The 20,698-nt window shown below is 51.0% G+C and carries 16 protein-coding genes and 2 pseudogenes; 4 read left to right on the plus strand and 14 right to left on the minus strand.

Annotated features, from left to right (window positions below; genetic code table 11):
- Position 1: 1 nt before the first annotated feature.
- Positions 2–202, minus strand: a complete 201-nt coding sequence (locus tag ACT3HL_RS15655; protein WP_445087694.1) for a hypothetical protein — start codon at positions 200–202, stop codon at positions 2–4.
- A 167-nt stretch (positions 203–369) separates the two neighbouring features.
- On the opposite strand from ACT3HL_RS15655, the gene ACT3HL_RS15660 reads away from it, so the two are divergent.
- Entirely contained in the window at positions 370–963 is a 594-nt protein-coding gene (locus ACT3HL_RS15660; protein ID WP_445087695.1) for a flavin reductase, read from the plus strand.
- A gap of 10 nt (positions 964–973) precedes the next feature.
- Here the strand turns inward: ACT3HL_RS15660 and ACT3HL_RS15665 are convergent, their stop codons facing one another.
- From ACT3HL_RS15665 to ACT3HL_RS15680, 4 genes and pseudogenes are all read right to left on the minus strand, one after another.
- Positions 974–2,161: an acyl-CoA dehydrogenase family protein gene (locus ACT3HL_RS15665; protein ID WP_445087696.1), complete on the minus strand. Its 1,188-nt coding sequence runs from the start codon at positions 2,159–2,161 to the stop codon at positions 974–976.
- Between the two features lie 176 nt (positions 2,162–2,337).
- A complete protein-coding gene (locus ACT3HL_RS15670; RefSeq protein ID WP_445087697.1) occupies positions 2,338–4,230 on the minus strand; it encodes a TRAP transporter fused permease subunit in 1,893 nt (630 codons plus the stop codon).
- A 42-nt stretch (positions 4,231–4,272) separates the two neighbouring features.
- Complete coding sequence (locus ACT3HL_RS15675; RefSeq protein ID WP_445087698.1) at positions 4,273–5,409, minus strand: TAXI family TRAP transporter solute-binding subunit; 1,137 nt, start codon at positions 5,407–5,409, stop codon at positions 4,273–4,275.
- Between the two features lie 64 nt (positions 5,410–5,473).
- Positions 5,474–5,881 (minus strand): annotated as a pseudogene (locus ACT3HL_RS15680) (IS6 family transposase); the annotation flags it as partial.
- A 369-nt stretch (positions 5,882–6,250) separates the two neighbouring features.
- Here ACT3HL_RS15680 and ACT3HL_RS15685 point away from each other — a divergent pair.
- The gene (locus tag ACT3HL_RS15685; RefSeq protein ID WP_445087699.1) at positions 6,251–6,688 is read left to right on the plus strand and encodes a MaoC/PaaZ C-terminal domain-containing protein; all 438 of its coding nucleotides are present in this window, start codon (positions 6,251–6,253) and stop codon (positions 6,686–6,688) included.
- A 51-nt stretch (positions 6,689–6,739) separates the two neighbouring features.
- Complete coding sequence (locus ACT3HL_RS15690) at positions 6,740–7,555, plus strand: enoyl-CoA hydratase-related protein (RefSeq protein ID WP_445087700.1); 816 nt, start codon at positions 6,740–6,742, stop codon at positions 7,553–7,555.
- Positions 7,556–7,630: 75 nt separating this feature from the next.
- Here ACT3HL_RS15690 and ACT3HL_RS15695 read toward each other — a convergent pair whose 3' ends face one another.
- The 9 genes from ACT3HL_RS15695 to ACT3HL_RS15735 form a co-directional block, all read right to left on the minus strand.
- A complete protein-coding gene (locus ACT3HL_RS15695) occupies positions 7,631–8,653 on the minus strand; it encodes a nitronate monooxygenase (RefSeq protein ID WP_445087701.1) in 1,023 nt (340 codons plus the stop codon).
- Between the two features lie 65 nt (positions 8,654–8,718).
- The gene (locus ACT3HL_RS15700; RefSeq protein WP_445087702.1) at positions 8,719–10,806 is read right to left on the minus strand and encodes an acetate--CoA ligase family protein; all 2,088 of its coding nucleotides are present in this window, start codon (positions 10,804–10,806) and stop codon (positions 8,719–8,721) included.
- Between the two features lie 306 nt (positions 10,807–11,112).
- Complete coding sequence (locus ACT3HL_RS15705; RefSeq protein WP_445087703.1) at positions 11,113–11,484, minus strand: Rieske 2Fe-2S domain-containing protein; 372 nt, start codon at positions 11,482–11,484, stop codon at positions 11,113–11,115.
- A complete protein-coding gene (locus tag ACT3HL_RS15710) occupies positions 11,481–12,626 on the minus strand; it encodes an amidohydrolase family protein (protein WP_445087704.1) in 1,146 nt (381 codons plus the stop codon). The genes ACT3HL_RS15705 and ACT3HL_RS15710 overlap by 4 nt, the downstream gene beginning before the upstream one ends.
- A 480-nt stretch (positions 12,627–13,106) precedes the next feature.
- Positions 13,107–13,862: a hypothetical protein gene (locus tag ACT3HL_RS15715; protein ID WP_445087705.1), complete on the minus strand. Its 756-nt coding sequence runs from the start codon at positions 13,860–13,862 to the stop codon at positions 13,107–13,109.
- Positions 13,859–14,626, minus strand: a complete 768-nt coding sequence (locus tag ACT3HL_RS15720; protein ID WP_445087706.1) for an MBL fold metallo-hydrolase — start codon at positions 14,624–14,626, stop codon at positions 13,859–13,861. The genes ACT3HL_RS15715 and ACT3HL_RS15720 overlap by 4 nt, the downstream gene beginning before the upstream one ends.
- 119 nt (positions 14,627–14,745) lie before the next feature.
- The gene (locus tag ACT3HL_RS15725; RefSeq protein ID WP_445087707.1) at positions 14,746–16,200 is read right to left on the minus strand and encodes an MmgE/PrpD family protein; all 1,455 of its coding nucleotides are present in this window, start codon (positions 16,198–16,200) and stop codon (positions 14,746–14,748) included.
- Between the two features lie 138 nt (positions 16,201–16,338).
- Positions 16,339–17,586 (minus strand): MFS transporter, encoded by a 1,248-nt coding sequence (locus ACT3HL_RS15730; RefSeq protein WP_445087708.1) that lies wholly within the window; start codon positions 17,584–17,586, stop codon positions 16,339–16,341.
- Positions 17,587–18,775: 1,189 nt separating this feature from the next.
- Entirely contained in the window at positions 18,776–19,411 is a 636-nt protein-coding gene (locus tag ACT3HL_RS15735) for an IS6 family transposase (protein WP_445087709.1), read from the minus strand.
- 330 nt (positions 19,412–19,741) lie between these two features.
- On the opposite strand from ACT3HL_RS15735, the pseudogene ACT3HL_RS15740 reads away from it, so the two are divergent.
- Positions 19,742–20,423: pseudogene (locus tag ACT3HL_RS15740) on the plus strand (IS5/IS1182 family transposase); the annotation flags it as partial.
- Between the last annotated feature and the right edge of the window lie 275 nt (positions 20,424–20,698).

Below are 20,698 nucleotides of genomic sequence, written 5' to 3' on the forward strand. Positions count from 1 at the left end.
ATTACTGCTCCACTTCGTGTCGTTCCCTGTTGAGCTGACCTTTTCCCCAGTCGTACTCGGTGAGGAACTTGTTCAAGACCCGTTCGCTTTTCGCCGGGAGAACATAGGTGGAGATGTCCTGCACAGTCTTATTGCTGGCGGCAACAAGATCTGTGACGTAGGCCTTGGCGCGGTGTTTCTGCCCCCTTGAGCAACCCTCCAACTAACCGATTGGCTCATTATATGACAAAAAACGACGTAATCGGGAGCATCAACGGCTCACAGACGCTCGACGCGCCCCACCAGCATAAGGTGTAAATTCAAGTAACTAAAGACTACCGCTATGGAGTCATAAATGTTTATTGCTGTGTGGAACCTTTAACGAATAAGATGGAAATCGATCCTAGGAATTTAGACGATTCAGAAGAGCTCCATCATTTAACTTCCTCAATTGTGGCACCGCGTCCAATAGCTTGGGTAAGCACTCGCTATGGTTCAGAGGACAATCTCTCTCCATATAGCTATTTCAATGCTGTTAGCTTCGATCCGATCGTGATAATGTTCGCGGCGATCGATAATAGAGAGGGTCTCAAAGATACGCCGAGGCTCGTACTGGAATCTGGTGAGTTTGTCCTCAATATTGTCGATGAAAGTACCTTTGAAACAATGGACAAGACGAGTACGCGCACCGAGAAGGACGAGTTCGATTTATTTGACATTGAACGTGAGGAGGCAGTAACTATGAATGTTCCACGAGTCGCCGACGCCGTTGCTCATCTTGAGTGTTCACTCGAATCTCACGTCCGAATATACAATTCTACTGTAATTTTTGGAAATGTTGAACACTTATCTATCGAGGATGAAATAACTACTGCGGGTCACATTGATCCGCAGAAGCTGGATTCAGTCGGTCGTCTGGGCGGACCATTGTATACGGCCCTCGATCGTAGCGATGTCGAATGGACACCAGAACGACTCCATTGAATCCTTTCATTTAGTATGATTGAGGAAGCCCAAGAATATGGTGTCCGAGGTAATTCCAGATCATCTGTTCAGTGATGGGGACCGTGCGACTGTGGCGGATGAAGCTAGAGGCTGCAGCCATACTCGTTTCACTCAAAGCTGCACTGCCCCCAAAGGTTGTCATCGCCGCTTCGCTCGCGCTCCAAGCCGCCTTTGCGGCTTCTAGGTTCGCGATGTTGGAGAGTTCACCGACTTCACCTTGCTGTTTATCGTACTGCCACGCCGATTTTTGGATCGCGAGGCGGGCAGTCTTTAGCTCTGCGTATGCGTCCGCGAGTGGATGCTGAATCGCTTGGTGGCCACCGATGGGCTCCGACCAAACCTCGCGGTGCTTGGCGTACTCTACAGCCTTGTCGAGTGCCCAGAATCCGGTTCCCAGCGATTGCGCTGCCGTTCCTATTCGTTCGACGTTGAGCGTATCGAACACGTGCCGGAGGCCATGGTCGATTTCGCCCAAGACTGAACTCTCAGGAACTTGGAGGTCGTCGATGTACACGCGGAAGATATCGTGCGGCCAGTAAATATCGACGTCGAGTTCTTCGGTCGAGATTGCGCTGTTGTCTGGATCAACGATAAACATCGTGATCCCATTGATTCGACGCTCTACTTCGGACTGGGGGGTCGTCCGTGCGAGGAGCAACATATGCTCGCCGGATTCAGCTGCCCCGATGAATTTCTTCTCCCCGTTGATCACGAATGAATTTCCATCACGTCTCGCGGATGTCTGGATATTCGTCGTATTAATGCCCGCTTCCGGTTCCGTAATACCAAGTGCCCAGCGTTGCCCCTCCTGTGCTATTTTCGGGAGGTACTTCTGACGTTGCTCTTCTGTCCCTCCTTTGAGGATAGATAATCCGCCGAAGACAGCACCGCCCATAATGCCGGTGAGCCATGCACCTTCCCGTGCCATCGCCTCAACAAACAAGGCGAGTTCAAACACGCCTTCACCCTTTCCTCCGTACTCTTCGGGAAAGAGCATTCCAACCCACCCGTCCTCCGCGATGTCGTCGTACACCTCTTGAGGATACTTGCTGTTGTGATAGACGTCTTGCCAGTATTCCTCTGAATAACCGCTCGCTATCTTCCTTCCCTCTGCCTGAATTTCATTCTGACGGTCTGAAAGGGTGAAGTCCATCGGGAGGTATTCGAGGACACACACCTTTAAATTACCGGATCGATAGAAATAGATGTCTCCCAACACTCAAGCTACGATCCGAGAACTTGATGGCCGATTACCCCAGCCTCCCGTGCGTAGTATCCTTCGTATTAAGACAGCGTCGTACGGCGAGATGTATAGAACGAATCAGCGGTGAGGACGGGTAAGCTCCTCGGTGATTAGAGGAACATGACTGGCCCGAAGATTATCCCTGTTACGAAGAAAACGATACTCGCTCGAAGATACGATCGGAGCACCGATCGACCACTGTATCCTGTAAAGGCCACCGTTAGTGCGATGAGACTCACCATAGCAACTAACGCTGCGATGATTACATTCGGAACGGACCACGTCAACAGAGATGGGTAGAAGACGAATAAGAATGGGATGAAGTAAACAGGACCACCAAGGGTGAGAGTAGCCTTCGCTGCCTCGAAGAATTCAACATCGGCAATTCTACAGGCCACGGCAACTGCCACAGCAATCGGCGGAGTGATTGAAGACAGCATCGCGAAGTAGAACACGTACATATGGGCAACGAGAGGTTGTACCCCCAATCGAATCAGGGCCGGTGCAACAATCGTCGCAACCACAATATACGCTGCTGGGGTCGGTAGCCCCAGTCCGAAGAGGATGCTCACGAACGCGACGATGAAGAGCGTAATCAGTAAGGATCCACCACTTACGGTGAGAAGGGTGATGCTAATTCGTTGTCCGAGTCCACTGAACGACAGCACGTTAACGACGATTCCCAGTGCTGCAAGGAGACCGACGAATGGGGCAAGTTTCTCGGCACCATCCCACAGTCCCATAATTATCCCCGATATAATATCCAACAGGCGTCCGTCAATCATCAAATAGATACTGCGGAAGACGAGAAAAATCAGAATCGTGTAGCCACCGGCGAGCATGATGGGCAGATTCATCACCATAAGCCCATAGATTAACCCAACTAATGGAATCCCATACTGGAGTCCACCCCAAATTGACATTTTATCTTCTTCAGCCGTCTTTGTGACGTTCTCCAGTTTCACGGACCATCCATTTTTGAGGACGGCGAGGTGGATTCCTAAAGCGAGGATCACGTAGAAGAGGAGTGCCGGGATGAGCGCTGCGACTATGATTTCCCGATAAGGCATACCAACGAAGTTTGCCATCAAAAAAGCAGCGAGACCCATGACAGGCGGGAGGATCTGGCCACCGGTACTCGCCATCGATTCTGCGGCTGCGGCAAATCGGCCCGGTATGTTATTGCTCTTCATCATCGGTATAGTAAAGGAACCAGTCGTAGCGACGTTCGTCGCGGAACCTCCCATCACCATCCCGATGACCATACTCGAAACGAGTGCGCCTTGGGCAACACCACTGCGGGAAAAGCGAGCAATCTGTCTACTCATTTGCTTCACGTAATCAAACCCATCGTTCGATTCGATGAACCCAGCAAAGATGAGGAAGATTGCAACCCAGGTCACTCCCAATTCGAGTAGCGACCCATAGAGCCCGTCGAATGCGATAGTATTCCGGGCGATCAGTCGGTCTATCGAGAGTCCGGAGTGTTGGAGCAGACCAGGTGCTTGATTTCCAAAGTGGCCATAGAGGAGTGACACAACGACCGTACCGGCCAGTAGCGCTCCGAACGACCGATACGTGATATCGATCACAAGAACGATGAGAATCACACCAATTAATATGTCAGTGTTGTTAAATATGAAGAGCTGTCCTTCAGAAACCCAACGCTCGAAGTTGATATGTACGTAAACGCTTGCGGTAGCGCCGAGGCTCCCAGCGACAATATACCAGACGTGTGTAAATCTCTCTCGCCAAGAATCGTAAACAGTTCGCGTAATGGATCCGTCATCCTCAAATTTCAGTCGTATTGGTGCGGTTGCTCGACTCAAGTAGTACACGACAAGGCATCCGCCGAGGATCAAATTCATATAGACCCTGACAGGAATAGTGGTCCCGACGAATGCATAAGAGATGACAGCGGTTGACGTAAGAATTGCTACAAACGCACCAGTAGCTTCGAATGGATCCAGATTCAAGTCCGGAACAATGTCTCGAGTAAACATACAGGCTTGTGAGGATCAGGGAGTATTAATTTCAGGACGATTTTAGATCGAACCTTCGGTGAATTCGTCTTTCCAGAGGTCGTGGTCCTTCAGGAATGTCGCTGCACCAGGATGGATTGGGATGTCCGGATGAAGGAGATCAGCCCAGTACTCTCCATTGGTGTACTCGTTGAACGCGGGATGGATATCCGGAAGACTGTCTTTTTGTTCCCAGATAGTGGTGAGGAAATCGTTCACCACTTGGGGCGAGACGTTGTCGCTCGAGACAGTGACGAAATCGTGGGACATTACTGGTGTTTTTCCGTCCATAACGAACTCATCGATCTTATTCCACGGTTCCGCAGAGTTTTCTCCCATAACCAAGGTGATATTCGGGTCGTCTTTGACAGTCTGAATTGCTTTGTCAGACCAGCCGAGCGCTCGGGTAGAATTCTCGGTGACAATCTGCTGTGAGTAGGAGGGAGAGAGCCCATTGACACTCACTTGCCCCGTCATCTGGATATTGCCCGACGACAGTGCAGAGGAAAGCTGATTGACGCCCATATACGCGAAGTTTGGGTTCTCATAGAGTTCGCCAAATATCTTTTCCATCCCCGGTATGAACGACGTCGAAGTCTCCCCGAATGCCAGTTTCTTCCCGTCTAAATCCGAGAGCATCTGGTAATCCAACGTAGTCCGGGCTAACATCATGAATCGGGCCCAGTACAGTGACATTACCTGCAGGGGCTTGTACTTCAGGTCGACCCCTTCGAACTGGTTCCTGCTGTTCATAATGTCCAGTATGGTATAGGGAGGGGCTTGAGAGAGCTCTGCCTCCCCATTGAGCATCACAGTCATCGCCTGCGATCCCCCCGTAGAGGGTTGAGAGGAGGCCTGATAATCGGAGTTCTGAACCATCGTTGTAGCCATCCCGGTTCCCATAGTTGCCGCTAGGGTCCCCTGAGCTGGCGTAGTGATGGTGATACTGTTCGAACCATTGTTTCCGTCGCTAGTCCCACTTGTGGTAGTGGTTCCCTCACTCCCACTACCGTCGTTTTCCCCGTTTCCGTTTCCTCCTCCGGTGCCACTACATCCGGCTATAAGGGCCAGGCCAGTACCGCCCACACTTGCAAGGTACTTCCTGCGTGATGTTTTTTGGTGATGTTTCTTCTCGGCGGTAGGCATGTTTTTGTCACTCATGCTAATCCATTATTGACCTTCATTCGTGGGTATTTAAAATCATCGGAGAATAACCAAATAGTGTTTAGTTAGGAGCAGTGAGCCAAGCGGCAAATGCTTGGAGCCAATTTTCGGCTGTTTGCAGCTCACCGTGGCTGAAGCAGTTGGAGAACGAGGGGATTCGGCGCTTGTATTCTTGGAAAATTCGCTTGATAGCGTTCCGATTTCCATTCTGTTCGAGTTGAAATCGGAGCCCAGATCTGGTCAACGCAGTTTGGCGGTGTTGAGAGCCATCAACGGGGGAGACGGCAGATTCGACATCGTGTTTTTGGCAACGTTCGCGCAGAACGATCTCGGTTTATGCGGTTGTTGTCGTTTCAAACAGCCGCAGATGCAGCAGGACATTTGTCTCGGGATCAGCCGCCGCGTACAGCCAGAATCGCTGATCATTGATTCGAATCTCGGTCTCGTCAAGCACAACGTGATTCGGGTTTCGGCCCTCTACGGAGCACGAGTAACGTCTTTGTGACAAAGCCAGTGCTGACTGTCCAGCAAAACTTAGACTCCCAACCTTCAGGATTAACCTGCCCGGCTAACACCGGGTGGGAGGAAGTCACCCACCTCGGTGATCCTCGACGAGCACGGCTATGGGGACGTCTGGCAGATGCCCGATGATTCGCTTCTTGAATCCGTATGTAGCGTGACTGAATTCCGTCGAAACCACGTACTTGACGGCCTTTAGATGGAGACAGAAGACGGTATTTGAGGAGTAATTTCCGGAGCAGGAAAAACATAGAATTGATTGAGCTATCTTCCAGCGGAAAGCTTATTCACTTAGTTATGGATTATTCACCCGATGGTTATGCGATTTAGCGACCTGTCCGTTGGCGATAGTTTTCAGACCGATACCCATCGGATAACGGAGGACGATATCGAATCGTTTGCGGACATTACTGGCGACCACAACTGGATCCACGTAGACGAGCAGCGGGCTGCTGATGGTCCTTACGGCCGCCGCATCGCTCACGGACCTCTCGTAATCGGGATTATGATGGGACTCGTGGTACAAGAGGGCATTTACTCTGACGCCATCATCGCCCTGTACGGGATGGACAATGTTCGATTTATAGAACCAGTGAAGCTTCGCGATGAAATCTATGTGGAGATGGAAATCACAGATCTGGAGCGGCAGGACGAGGACAGCGGGCTTGTTACCACGAAGCGTGAGGCCGTGAACAGTGACGATGAAACGGTACTCGTCTGTTCAACCATTGCACTTCTGAGCGACGAATCCCCGTGATGTGATCTGTCAGTCACAAATCTTTATTATATCCTCCCCTAAACCTGTTGTATGGCGTCCTACGAGACAATTGAGGTAGTGGTAGACGAGGATATCGGCCGAATCTCCCTAGACCGACCGGAGAAACGAAATGCGATCAGTCCGCAGGTTTGTCTTGACCTGAACGATGCATTGCTCCAGATGGAGGACTCAAAAGCACAGGTTGTTGTTCTATCAGGTCGAGGTGAAGCGTTCTGTGCCGGTATGGACCTCGAGGAGTATTTCATCAAACCAAGCCGGGAATCCCCGGAGGCGATGCGGCAAGTCCGAAATCAACTCAAACAAGCACTGTTGACCTTGAGAAATCACTCGCTTCCAACGATAGCTTCAGTTGATGGGTGGACAACTGGCGGTGGGTTCGTACTTCAAGCGTTGTGTGATTTTACAATCGCCACCGAGGATTCGACATTCGTGTTATCTGAAATAAATTTCGGGATCATTCCTGCAGGCGGTGCGATGTGGACCCTTGTGAATACGCTGCCCCTGCGTGATGCGATGTATTACTCGGCCACCGGTGAAGAGTTCTCTGGCGAGGAAGCAGACCGAATGCGGGCGATAAATCGTTGTGTCCCATCGGGGGAACTCGATGAGAGTGTCGCACGACTCGCAGACAAACTCATAGAGAAGAATTCTCTTGCTCTAGAGTACAATAAACGGGTACTCCAACAGATGCAGCATATGGGATTCGAGGAAGGTATGGAGTATGCGACTGCCAAGGTTCAGGAGCTAAAAAACTACCAAGGCGACGGCGGTATGCGGGCAGGATTGGAGCAGTTCGAATCCCGCGAGTTCAAACCCGGGAAAGAGACGTTCGACGACGACCGCTGAGCAGTAGAGGTGACGTCAGGAGATGCAGTTAGCGGGGATACCTATTTGAACGAGCCGCCGATCGGAAAACGGGGGCTACAGTTTGCCAAGTTCCGAGAGGATTGTTTCCGCTTCCGCTACGGTTTCTTCGACGATTTGCGATGCTGTTTCGACAGCGTCGATTCGGCCAGATCCCATTCCAGCGACGAGTAACTGTTCGTTGTGATCGCCTCCACCTGCACTTCGAAGCGCCTCGCGTTCGACGGGATATCGCTCTTCCTCCGTCATTGAGTTCAGTCGGTCGATCAGAGGTGTATCGATGACACGCATTGGCCCGTAAAGACCTGTACTTACCCGGCTATCTGTATCAGCAGCATCGACAATCCCCGTTTTCACATTCTTATGGACGGCATTTTCGTGGGCAGCGAGGAAGCGGGTCCCCATATATATCCCGTCGGCACCGAGTGCCAAGCTCGCAGCGAGTGATCGACCATCCGTACAACCACCCGCAGCAAGAATCGGTAGGTCGACAGCGTCGGCGATCGCCGGTACGAGAACGAACGTGTGGACAGCGTCTTCCTCTTTTGCAATGTGACCGCCCGCTTCCCACCCAGTCGCAACGACCCCATCGAGGCCGACCGCATCTGCCTTCTCTGCGTGGTGGACCGTCGATGTCGCATGGAAATGTAGCAGACCAGATTCTTGTATTTCGTCCACGAGACCGAAGCAGTCCGGTGGACCTGCAGACGTAAAGAGCACGCGTAACTGCCGACGGACCTCATCCGATCGCTCTCGCTCCTCGATGATTGTTCGAATTACCTCTGCCGGTGAATCCTCCGGGTTCGCCAAGCGGACGTTGATACCCAGCGGACCATCTGTTCGCTCTATCGCAGTTTGCAACGCAATGCGTGTTCGTTCTTTGAGGTACTCCGTCGATTGTTCGTTAGGACCCTCACCGTACGATGCGTGGCCGATCTGACCGAGGCCGCCGGCATTCGTAACTTCGGCAGCTAGCTTCGCTGTTTCGACCACACCGCCTTCGGCATACCTGCCGATTCCAGCTTCGATGATCGGATGGTCGATGTTGAATAATTCACAGATATCTGTGCGTATCGCCATATCCCACCCTTGGCAGACTCTTTAATAAACTTGTCGACAAGAAACCCTAGGGGTGGATCACCTGATTACTGCGCTTCGTCCAATATGAAGAGGGCGTCGACAGCGAGGGCTTCTTCTTCACTGACGATGATGGGATTGAGGTCAGCTTCTCCGAGGTTCTTTGTTTCACTAGCGAAAGTCGAGAAATTCGCTACAAGCGATGCGAGACTATCGATGTTGACTGCATCTTCACCTCGGACACCTTCCAGCACGGGATAAATATATAAATCTTTGATCATATTATGTACTTCAGTTTCTGTTAGCGGGCCGATTCGCGTAATAGTGTCGTCCAGATACTCCGTATACACGCCGCCTGCACCCACGGTAATCGCCTGCCCGAATCGCGTCTGCCGCGAACCGACGATGAGTTCGTGACCCCCATTGACCATCTCTTGAACTAAAACACCGTCTAGTTCGATGTCGGCAGGCGCACTCTCTTGGATATCCTCATACGCCGCTCGGACTGCATCAGCGTTCCCGAGGTCAAGTTTCACGAGTCCCAAATCACTTTTGTGTTGAATACGCCCCGACAACGCCTTGAGACAGACGGGATATCGGATCGATTCTGCGTGCTGGACCGCCTCGTCCGCTGATTCTGCTACCTTCTCGGCTGGAATTCGAATATCGTATTCGGCTAGCCATTGTTTCGCCTCGTACTCGTTGAGTCGGGGTCTATCAATCGTCTTTACAGGGCGAGTAGAAACCCAAGTATTCGACACTGGTTCCCGACGAGAATATTCACTCAACGATTCGATCGCGGCGATCGCCGGGTTGTAGTCGTTGAGTATTGGTGTCTCCATTCCTGAAATGAGTTCACTCCACTCATCGAGAATCTTGAATCGGGGGCGGGTGAATCCAACAAACTGGGTCTCGTACTGCTTGTTAGCATCGTTGACCGTCGAGAAGAGTTCCCACTCGAAATCTGATTTGTCTTCGACATACCTCGTTTGAGTCAATCGCACCAATACCATGTCGGCGTTCGAGTCCTTGTCCAGTGCTTCTAGTATTTTACCGATGTCCTTCCTTGTCTCCTCAACTTGGTGCTTCCCAGCGATATCGATGGGGTTCGTTGGCGAACCGATCTGTGGGATGCACGACGATACCATCTCGACTGTTTTATCGCTGAGTTCGGCGAGCTCGAGAGATGTTTCGCTTACGATATCGGCAACGAGTGTCGCCCCGCCACCGGAGTTGTCCAACAGGGCAATCTGGTTCCCAGACACGGATCGAGTCTTCGAAAACAGTTCCATGTGTTCGATGAGCTGGCCGAGAGAATCGATTCCGATGACACCAGTTTGCTCGAAAACTGCCTGCACTACTTTATTGGTGCTCGTTAACGACCCTGTGTGAGATTGGGCAGACTGCTGTCCTTCCTCGCTTGTTGCGAGTTTGAGGACAAGGAGGGGCTTTCCCACGTCGTTTGCTTTTTTTGCAATACGTTTAAACTCCCGTGGTTGCTTGAATCCCTCAATAAGACAGGCCACTACGTCGGTCTCGTCCTGTTCGAGCAAGTGATCAATATACTCAGATGCAGATATACTTGCTTGGTTTCCACAGTCAACGATGGTCGAAAATGCCAGATCGCGCTCAAAACTCGATCGCAACAGTTGAACCAGCAACCCACCGCTTTGGGTCACGATCCCAATGTTGCCTGGGCGTATATTGGAAATCGACATAATTGACGAAGCAAACTGGTTGTGGGGAGACACAATTCCGACACTATTGGGGCCACAGATCGGGATGTCGTTTGCTTCACTCAGCTCTATGAGCCGTCGCTCGCGTTCCTCTCCGTCAGCGCCGAGTTCTCCAAAGCCGGCTGTCAAGATCAGTGCCGAATTTACGTTGCCTTCACAGCAGTCCTCAAAGGTTTGAAGGACGATGCTCGCTGGGACGATTATAACGGCGAGATCGATCTCTCCATGGATATCTGAGACTGAGTCATAACAGTGCGAGCCAAATATCTCATCCCGGTTGGGATTAACGAAATATGTACCCCGATCCCAATCGACGTCATCAAGATTAGCCAGAATGGCCTCTGTAATAGGGGAACTCTCCGACGCTCCGATGAGCGCAATGCTACTCGGATTAAAGAGTCGTTCAAGGGTAGCGACCATAATCGAAAAACCAAGACTATCGCTATTAATCTAACTATTCCACAGGACGAAGCAGACGACATCGGGAGCTCAACCGGTCATTTGACAGTCAGAGCGCTGATGAGCCAAATCACGGTTGAAACCCTTGTGAGCGACCGAGGTCGTCTTGAAAATTTGGCTATGCGCCGCGGTAACCGACACATTAGCTAACTCGAGCGATTTCGAGATACTTGGGCCGCTAGTGGCATCAGCCGTGGAAAAGACATCGTGGTTATCATTGAAGAGCTCAACCCGTGCAAAAGGTGCTTGTGGTTTAACCGCGACAGCTTACGAGCGAATGTATACGTTGCCCGATTCAACTTCCACGTCAAACTTTGTGAGCCGGTGGGCGCCCCCGCTCGTCCCACTGTGGATACCAGTGTCTACCTCGAAGTCCCATCCGTGCCAAGGGCAGGTGATGATCTTACAATCGTTGTATCGCTCCTTTGGCGGCTCACCGTGTTCATTTTCCTCGTAGTCGATTCCCGGCATAATCTCGCCCCGTGCGACTGGCCCCCCACGGTGGGGGCAATGATTGAGGAAGGCGTGGAACTCCTCATCGAGATAGAGGACACACACCTCTGAGCCATTGTAGTCCACGAAGTGTCTGTCACCGTCCTCGAAATTATCGGCATCGTCGACGTACACTCTCTCACTCATAGATCAAAAACCTCCATTGCATTCTCTGAGAGAACTTTCCTCTTTTCGTCTTCCGAGAGGAACGGTAGCTGTGTAATTGTGTTCGCCGGGTCGTAATCCCAATGCGGGTAGTCGGATGCGTACATAAGATTGTCCGGCCCGCCCATCAAGCGCATCAATTTTTCGAGATCCTCAGGGTTCGGGGTCTGTTCGAGTGGTTGAGTCCCGTAATAGAAATCGTTTTTGAGATAATCACTCGGCAATTTTTCGAGATACGGAGCCTCCGACTGGCGGGAAAGATACTCGGAGTCAAGTCGGTACATAAGTGCTGCGACGTACCCAATTCCGGACTCGACGAGTGCGAAGTCGAGGTCGGGATATCGTTCGGGAACCCCGCTCATAACGACGCTAGTGAGCTGCGAGAGGTTCGCGTTCATAAACCCGAGGGTGTGGGTCTCTATGAAACTCTCGAACCCTTTCGTTTCGTACTCGTCGAGGCCAGCACCCCCCGAGTGGAACACTATCGGTAGGCCTGCGTCTTCTGCCGCCTCGTAGATGGGGTTGTACTTCCGGTTTCCAAGTGGTGGGGTAGCACCAGGCGTGATCAGACAGACCCCAACGATGCCTTCCTCAGACTCGTAGTCGTCGATCATCTCTGCTGCCTTGTGGGGCTGTGTGTACGGAGCGGGAAGGAGCGTATAGATATTTTCACCGGGATCCACGAGGTGATCAAGCATCAATTCTGTGTACGCTTCCGCGTGTTCGATCATCCTACGGTCTTCGAAGTTCTTGGCGATTTCACCGTACATGAGCATCGCCATTCCCAGAAGCAAGGAGTGGTCGGTACTCAGATAGTCCATTACGTCCAGAACTAGGTCCTTGTCCCACTTCTCGGTGTATTGGTGGGAACGTTTGATCCGCCCATACCGTGCACGCGACCCCACGCTCCCTGGCCAAAACTGCGTAATGGCGTTTCGTTCTTCTTCTGCCATACCAAACCGACGTCGCCATGGATTGTCCTCATCCATATACTCCGCGAATTCCTCGATTTCGATGTAGCTATGGACGTCGGTGTCGACGATGGTATAGTCCTCTACCGATGGATCAATTTCTCGTAGAGGGCGGGCAATATCTGCCTGCTCCAACCCGGATTTTTCGGACATAAGTGACCGGATGATGGTGTGGGTTTATGATAAATGTTTCTTTCGCTTGTTTGCCGTGTCCAGTCCTGATACAGTAAATTTATTTATAGTTTATCGTCAGGACTGTCTACTAGAGCATATGAAGGGAGATATGTTTAGCTTGGTTCCTCACGAACTCTCTGAATGGATGGGTCTTGTTGTCTTGACTGTTAGGGCCTGAATTACTCGAATGCAGTCTGGTGTGTTCAACTGTCTCTCAGAACTCCCACTGCGTTTGGGTTCAGGCACTGTGTAGACCTGCCCCTGACTTTTTCACCGATTGGCTTTACCCCCACTGGTTCTCGCCCCCCTCCGCCCGGACATCGACCTTGTAGGTCTGTTCCCTCTTCTCTGGGTAGGGGGTTCTTCATAGGTCGTCGGAACGATAGCGACAGTTCTCGTGTCTTCCCGCATCTTCGATGGTTCGGTTCATTCCCTCGACAGTACCGATACCGTAGCCGCTTAGCGGATTGATTCGAGATCCGTATAGAACGCATCCCCGGTAATCCTTGAGATTGCGTCGACAGACACGTCAATGTAGTCCGATAGTTTAGCTCCCTCCACTGGATTACCGTGGATGGGTGCCAGCATCTTCACCGGCATCCTATCAAAGAATGATCTGATCGTCTCCTCGAGCTTGTCGGCGTCGACGTAGGACAGGTGAGGAAACTTCTCGCGGTAAAAGTCGAACACCATCTGTCCGGAGATACCACCAACCTCACTGGCAGTCCGTCCGCAGACGCCCTTTCTATGATAGTGGCCGAACGCTTCCGCGGTGAACAGTATTCCAGATTCGTGGTCGAAGATCCACTGTGAGAGGACGATGTCCGTGATTATCGGGTTAAGGAAACTAATCGCACGGTCCCCGATTTCTATCGTTTCGGTACGCTTCCACGGCTCTGATCCGGGAATACCAATAACTCGGGGGAATCCAGAAGCGGCATAGACTGTCGCGTCAGGCCACTTCGATTCGATGGATTTCACATTCTCCGTATGTGGGAGCATCGAATGTGCCAATAACACAGTATCGACCCCTGCCCCGTCCGTTTCTGCGGTAACCGTATCAAGCAGATGCTGGCTGAAATCTTCCATACCCGCTCCGATCAGTATGGAGTCCGTCGAAGTAGAGACGAGGTAATTCGAGAGGTGCATATGATGGTCCCCCACTTCGACGCAGTTCGAAATCCAAGTGACGTGAGGAGTGAGCTTTACACTCATTCTGGATCCTCCGTTAGTCCATCTGCATCAGACGTTGGCCACTCTGCTGGATCGATTTCTCGCTCACTAATCCTCGCCATTACTTCTTCCATCAATCGGATGTATTCTCTTGGACGCTCGCGGATAATCTGTCCGTGTGCTGGGGCGATGATTTCTGGCGAATAGCCGTCGAGGAGATGCTCGATTGCGGCGGAGACTCGATCCATGGAAACGTGCTGGACCCACGGCAGTGCGAAGGAGACGAATGCCTCCATACCCTCTTTCAATTTAGTCTCCGAAAAGTCCTCGGCGAATCGTAGGCAATCCGTGCCGTGACGATACCCCATCCAGTCCACGCAGAACAAGGCAGACATCGTTCGCTCGTACATCCAGATGTGCATTCCGTGATCTGGAAAGTAAGGCGGAACAAATTCGAGGTCGAACGTGCCGAGGGTCAGACTGTCCCTTGGATTGACGTACCGGACGTGGGGGACGTCATCGATACCATATAGGTGGTGTTCGTTCCCCCGTGCCGGGACGACGAGAGTGGCATCGGGATATGCATCGAGCAATCGGTGTACGTTTCCTGCGTGGTTCGGTTCGGGGTGGGAGATCGCAATGTAATCTAGTTCCCGGTCGTCGAGGATTTCATCGAGATAGGAGTGTATCTTGTTTGCGCTCGCGGGCGAGAAGGTGTCGAATAGTAGGGTTTCCTCATCGGCGAATAGATACGCATTGTCGCTCCCATGCAAGGGATCACCGGATCCAGATGTCGGCTCTCTCACTAAACACTCCTGAAGCCAGTAGAATCCGTCTGTTACCTCTCGGTACCCTGGATGCTCTGTCCGCGTAAACTTGTATGATTGTACCATTGGTTTGGGTTCGGATATTGATATTACTTGAATTACGCTGTTCCGTACCGGGTCATAATTTGCCTGACGTTGTGATCTTCGATTCCCATAACAGCATCACTCACCTCACTCGTGCACTCGTACCATCGCTGTGACTGAGGATACAACGAACGGGTGAGCACTCGGAACTTTTCCCGAACAGCCGCTTCCGACATTTCTGCTTCCGTGTACCAAGGCATACCTTTCGTCATGGAACTTCGAATCGAATGCGTCGCCTCATCCGTCACAACATCAAGGCCGAATTCGATTTCTCTGATAATACCATCTTCGATCCGAACGGACTTCGACTCATCTGGAACAACAGAGATTCGATTTCGAAGTGACCGAACGTCGGGATCATCAAGTATCTCCGGCGCATACCACTGGTCGATTGGTGTCTCTCTTATCACCATCGCAATGGCGTGGGGCACACTAAACTCGGCAGCCATCATATCATCTGGTTCTTGGTCGGTGAACCGTGGTGAGGTTAAATACGTTGGAGAGCTTTGGGTTACTTCAACCACGTCAGGTGCTTCGATGTTCTCCTTCTCAACAAGGCGTGAAAGGTCATCGAGGACAAACTGGTTGAAGTGGCAACATGGCCATGGTTTTAGCGCTAGCTCTGCTGTTTCCCATCGCTCGTTGAGGTTCGACACCCATCGGCGTCGTAATGCCGTATGATCGACGCTTTCTACGCTGAATGCGGCCCAGATTCCGTCATCTCCATCGAGCATCGTTGGGACACCAGTATCACCAGCACTCGCCGCGAGAGCGGCTTCGTACCCCGCACGTGCACAAGCACCCGCCTGTTGATACTTGATAAGCGGGTTGAATTCGTCGTAGATTCGGCTATGGGTACGATCAGGTACCCGTTCCCCAGCGATACCGAACGCGTGCTTCACCTCGCTCGGCGGGAGAGAGAGTGCCTTCGCGGCACTGGCTGTCGCGGCGTACGTCATACCGAGACCGAACCCGCGTACGGACTTCCCGTCCCGTCCTGCGGCCCACGTGGGCGAGCCATCTTCTGAGACCTGCAACTGCGGTCGTGGACCAATCCTAGCCCCTACTTCGTAGCCAGCAACGGTGGCTGCCAACAGTCGTTCGCCGGAAAATCCATTTGCCTCGCAAATTGCAAGTGGTACGGTGACGGCCGCATTTGCGAGGTGTTCGATCGAGAACAGCGTCTCGTCAGCATCCAATACATTGGCCAGTCTCGCATTGGCAAATATCGCGTCACTTGTCCGTGTACGCTGCCGTTTTCCAATAATTGTCGCTTCGTCTCCGGTGGTTTCCGGGAGTAAACGATCTATAATGCGACCTACGTCAGTGCCGTACCCCCCGTGGATGCAACCTATCGTGTCTAATATTAGGAGCTTTGAGCGGCGGCGAACCTCCTCTGGGATATCGTTGATGGTGAGTTCCGCAATGAATTCGGCTACCCGTTCGGTTTCATCCGATGAATTCTTCATAATTACTGTATGCTCTAAATGAGGCTGATCAGTAAAAAGTATAGGGGTGAGTATGCCTCTAATCAAGGGTCCGTGTTCTTCTGACGGAACGGCTGATAGAATTAATATCGTACCGTATAACCGAAGGAACTACTACTATCAAAGTCCACTCAATGCACGGCTGTTTATTTTGACGAGGATGATGCAGAGGACACCACCAATTCCTCCGACAAAAGCGGCCCCGACGCCCACGATCCGAATCGAAAAATCAAGGGCGAACGACGCTGGAAATATCCCGATGATAGCCCCCATAATGATAGGCGTAAGGGTAGCTGAGAGACGGCCACCTGCCTCCGACACGCTTACTAATCCCGCTCGTAAGTGTTCTGGGGACCGTTCAGAGATCACACCGCGGTATAAAGAAAGAGATAATCCAAATCCAGTTCCAGAAATACCTATACTGGAAACTGCTAATTCCATACCCGGCATAAAGAGCAATCCCAAGAACCCTAGACAGAGGAGGACATTTGCTAGTAAAAGTGGAGTAAAATACCCAGAAAATAACCCTAAGACGCGCCCCGCTTGACTTGAGGCAAGTGCGACCGCAAACATACCAACCGTTACCAGTATACCCGCTTCGAAGGGCGTGCCACCTATGATTTGTGTAACAATGATTGAATTATAAGTTAAAAATGCAGTCCAAGTAACAACTGGTAACGCTCGTGCAATAATAAGTGGAAGGATCCGTGGCCTCCAAATAAATTTCAAGAACTTACCGAAGTATTCTCTTGAGCCCCTTTCACTCATCTTATTCTCTACAGAGATCGGTTCATCCATCCACCAATAAACGAATCCCGCAGCTGGGATCGCGATCCCGTATAACAAGAACGGATATTGCCATGCGATAGTAACTAGAAATCCACCTATAAGTGGAAATATCGCGCCGCTTAGTCCAGCACCCATCGTTCGAAGTCCCTGTGCAGTAGCGCCTTCTTCATGCGAGTAGAGATCCCCGATGCTGGTGATCGCAATAGGACTTATCCCTCCGAACCCGACTCCTTGGAGGAAACGGAGGCCAAGGGCGGCGTGAAAGTCATTGGTGAACGCAATTGCAACTCCGCCGACTCCGAACAGAAGCAATGAGAAGACGAGAATAGGTTTCCGCCCGTAGGAATCTGCAAGGATGCCAGCGACTGGGATCATAATAATTGCCGGTGCAGTTTGGGAGGATATCATAAGACCGATATTCGCGGTTGACGCATTTAGAGGCTGGATGAGCGAACTTAAGAGAGGTGATATTAGTGATGTCCCGAGGATAGGTGTTAATGAAGCGAACAAAAGAATCTGAAAGTTGGTTTTCCTTAGAACGGTTGCACCATTTCCAAAAATCGAATTCAGCGAGGTCACGTTCGTTTTAACTAGGGTTTGAGACAGTGATAAATAATTGGTTAGCAGTCATTAAGTGACCGGTCATATCCAAGTCGCTTATTTTTGCTTTGTTGAATAGCGTGATTAGATTGGCAGGTAGACTGTGAGTCGGCTCGTGATCGGGTCAGGCCTGTCGTCTCAAAATTGGTACTGCTTCACTCTCTCAGAAGTTGCTATTCAACAGAGCAGCGCTAATCTCTTGTGATTTGTACAGCAGTGTGGGGATTTGATGTCGTCACACTAGCAAGCTATAGTAACGCTTGCAACTAATTGCCCATTCGATCGTACGACTGCATATGAGCAGATAGGTGGAGACTTGCAAACGCTACTATAGCTACAACAGATTCGCACCCCAACACTCCAAGACGAACAAGTTGAGTGGGACCATCGGTTGTCAGGTGGTACAGTTGCGCCAACGTTGCCTACTGTGACTTCTAGCTACTCCTATAAGCTTACTAACAACCATCTGTCCGAAAGTATTCGACCTTGAAAAGAGTTTTGGCCACACCGAAGCGAGTTTTGTTATTTTACTACCTCGTCTCTTGGCTCTAGTAAATCGCTATACATCGCAGGGGTTGAATAATTAGGAGGGACTGTTAGCGAGTCGAAATAAGCTGTCATAGAAGATTTCCGGGGGTTATCGACAAAGCCACCAAGTAAGGCGGATCAAGTCACGTTATATTGCATCCGAAGTCGTCGTAGTCTGGCGATTTACCCTGAGCATCTTCTTTTTCATCTCAGATGTATTCCTATTAATGACCTCTACTAGTGTTTAATATCTGATACTTAAAGATAGGTAGATAATAATTTTCGGAGGTAGCGAAAATAGAATACTGAATAATTGTGGAAGATGGACCATCTGGCCTACAAGGACATCCTCCTGAATTAAAGATTATGGCCATTATTCTGAGCTTCATAGGCGTTGGGTCTTACTGAACTGGAGGGCGATCTTATTCTCCCACGAATAATTACACTTGGTATTACAATATTAGTATTGTAAAGAATACTCTTCGATCTTCCCGAATTTATGATGGCGCTGAGATGAATTAAAGATAATTGTGAACAGAAGATGGTCTCATCTGACCTAGGGGGGACATCTCCCTAAATTAAAGATCATGGCCATTATTCTGAGCTCTATAGACGTTGGGCCTCACTGAAGTGGTCGTGTTTAGTTTGGAGCATTGAGCCAGGCAGCAAATGCTTGGAGCCAATTTTCGGCGGTTTGAGGCTCAACGTGGCTGAAGCAGTTTGAGAACGAAGAAGTTCTGCGTTTGAACTCTCGAAAAATTCGTTCGATGGCGTTCCGATTGCCATTTCGTTCAGTTTGAAATCGGAGGCCAGCTCTGGCCAGCGCTGTTTGGAGGTGTTGAGCGCCGTCAACCAGAAACACAGTAGATTCGACATCGTATTTCTGGCGGAGTTCTCGGAGAAAGATCTCGGTTAATGCGGTTGTTGTCGTCGAAAATAGTCGGAGATGCAGGAGATCGTTTGTGTCGGGATCGGCGGCAGCGTACAGCCAGAACTGTTGACCGTTGACTCGAATCACCGTTTCATCAACCGCAACGTGATTCGGGCTTCGACCCGCTGCAGGCTGTAAATCGGCCTTTTGCACCCAATCGTGGATTGCCTTGCGAGATCGTTCGACACCCAGTTCTTCGAGAATAGAGACGGTATTCGACAATGACAGCCCCGCTAACTGGAGTTGAATACCGAGCTTCATCGCGTGCTCGGGTGTCCGCTGTCGTTCCACAAAATCCAACTCAATCCAGTCCGTGCCTCCGCTGAGGCGGTTGATTTTTGCCATAGACCAGCACAAAATCACACCGCCTCACTCTTCATCCTTAACTAAACACGACCACTGAAGTGGAGCGTGATTTTATTCTCCCACGGCCAACCACACTTATTATTACAATGTTAGTATTGTAATGACTCATATTCGATCTTCCCGAATTTATGATGGCGTTCAGATGAAATTAAAATAGTCGTGAACTGCTCTGTTGAAACCCTCTCGCTATCGTGCGGTTTGCTAAGTGGCTAGTTTTAGGTCGAAACCGTGTGATCCGGGCGATAGCGTTGCTCTATTCAATGTCAAATCTGATTAATTCAATATAACCGAGGGATTCTATTCTTACCTATGGAAGTCGAGCTCTTCGACTTCATTGAGCACTGTCGTGACCTAGCTACACAAGCGTCGGATTCGCCCGCTGGGTCTATGTCGTCCTGCACTGTTTTCACCTCGAAGAGGGCCACAGACACCGTGAAACGCCGAACCGGATGATGTATACGAAAGAGGTTCTCGACATCCCCGGCCGATATTGGGACGAGCTCCCGGACTACAGCACGATCAACAAGTTGTTCGACCGGCTGAAAATGTGGTGTTGTGGGCGTTGCTGTGGTGAAACGCACAGCAAACCCGCAGTCTGGCCACGCCGCTTTCGACAGCACGTTCTTCGACCGACAGCGTGCTCCGTGTCCCTCCACCAGCGGTCAGGAAGCACAGTACAGACGCCGAAAGTGACGACATTACACTCGCTGTTCTTGACGTCCATATCACAGCACCGTGGATATATGATACGAAGACCGACCCGCAGATCGTCCGCCGAAACGTGGACGACCTGTAGTCTGTCGCCAGCGACAACAAATTCCAAGACTGGCACACTGAGTACGGGGTCTCTGCATTTGACATTGAGTCCCTCGTTCACTACCGTAGATCATCACCAGAAGCCGTCGTGAACAACTCGCTTACCGGGCAAACACTACCTCAATGCTGGATGGCCGAGATGTCTTATCCGACGATTAAGCGCTCGGTCGACTGGTAACGGCAGTTCCCTGAAATTGTCCTGTGTTTCGCCATCATCAATATCGAATCGCTGTGAGAACCGCTATAACTGGAACTCAGCGTCTATTCAACAGAGCAACTCTAGGTATCTGGTTTGAGACCTCCCGTTTTCGGGCCTGAAAACCCGTGCCGTCGGAGAACCCGCGGAGACGCGGCTGGGCTACTCCGAGAAGTACTTTTGAACGAGGTCTTCGCGCATAATCGTCCCGGTGTCGGTCCGCGGGAGCGCGTCCTCGGTGATCGCGTACTCGC

It is taken from the genome of Halobellus sp. GM3, from assembly GCF_052545375.1.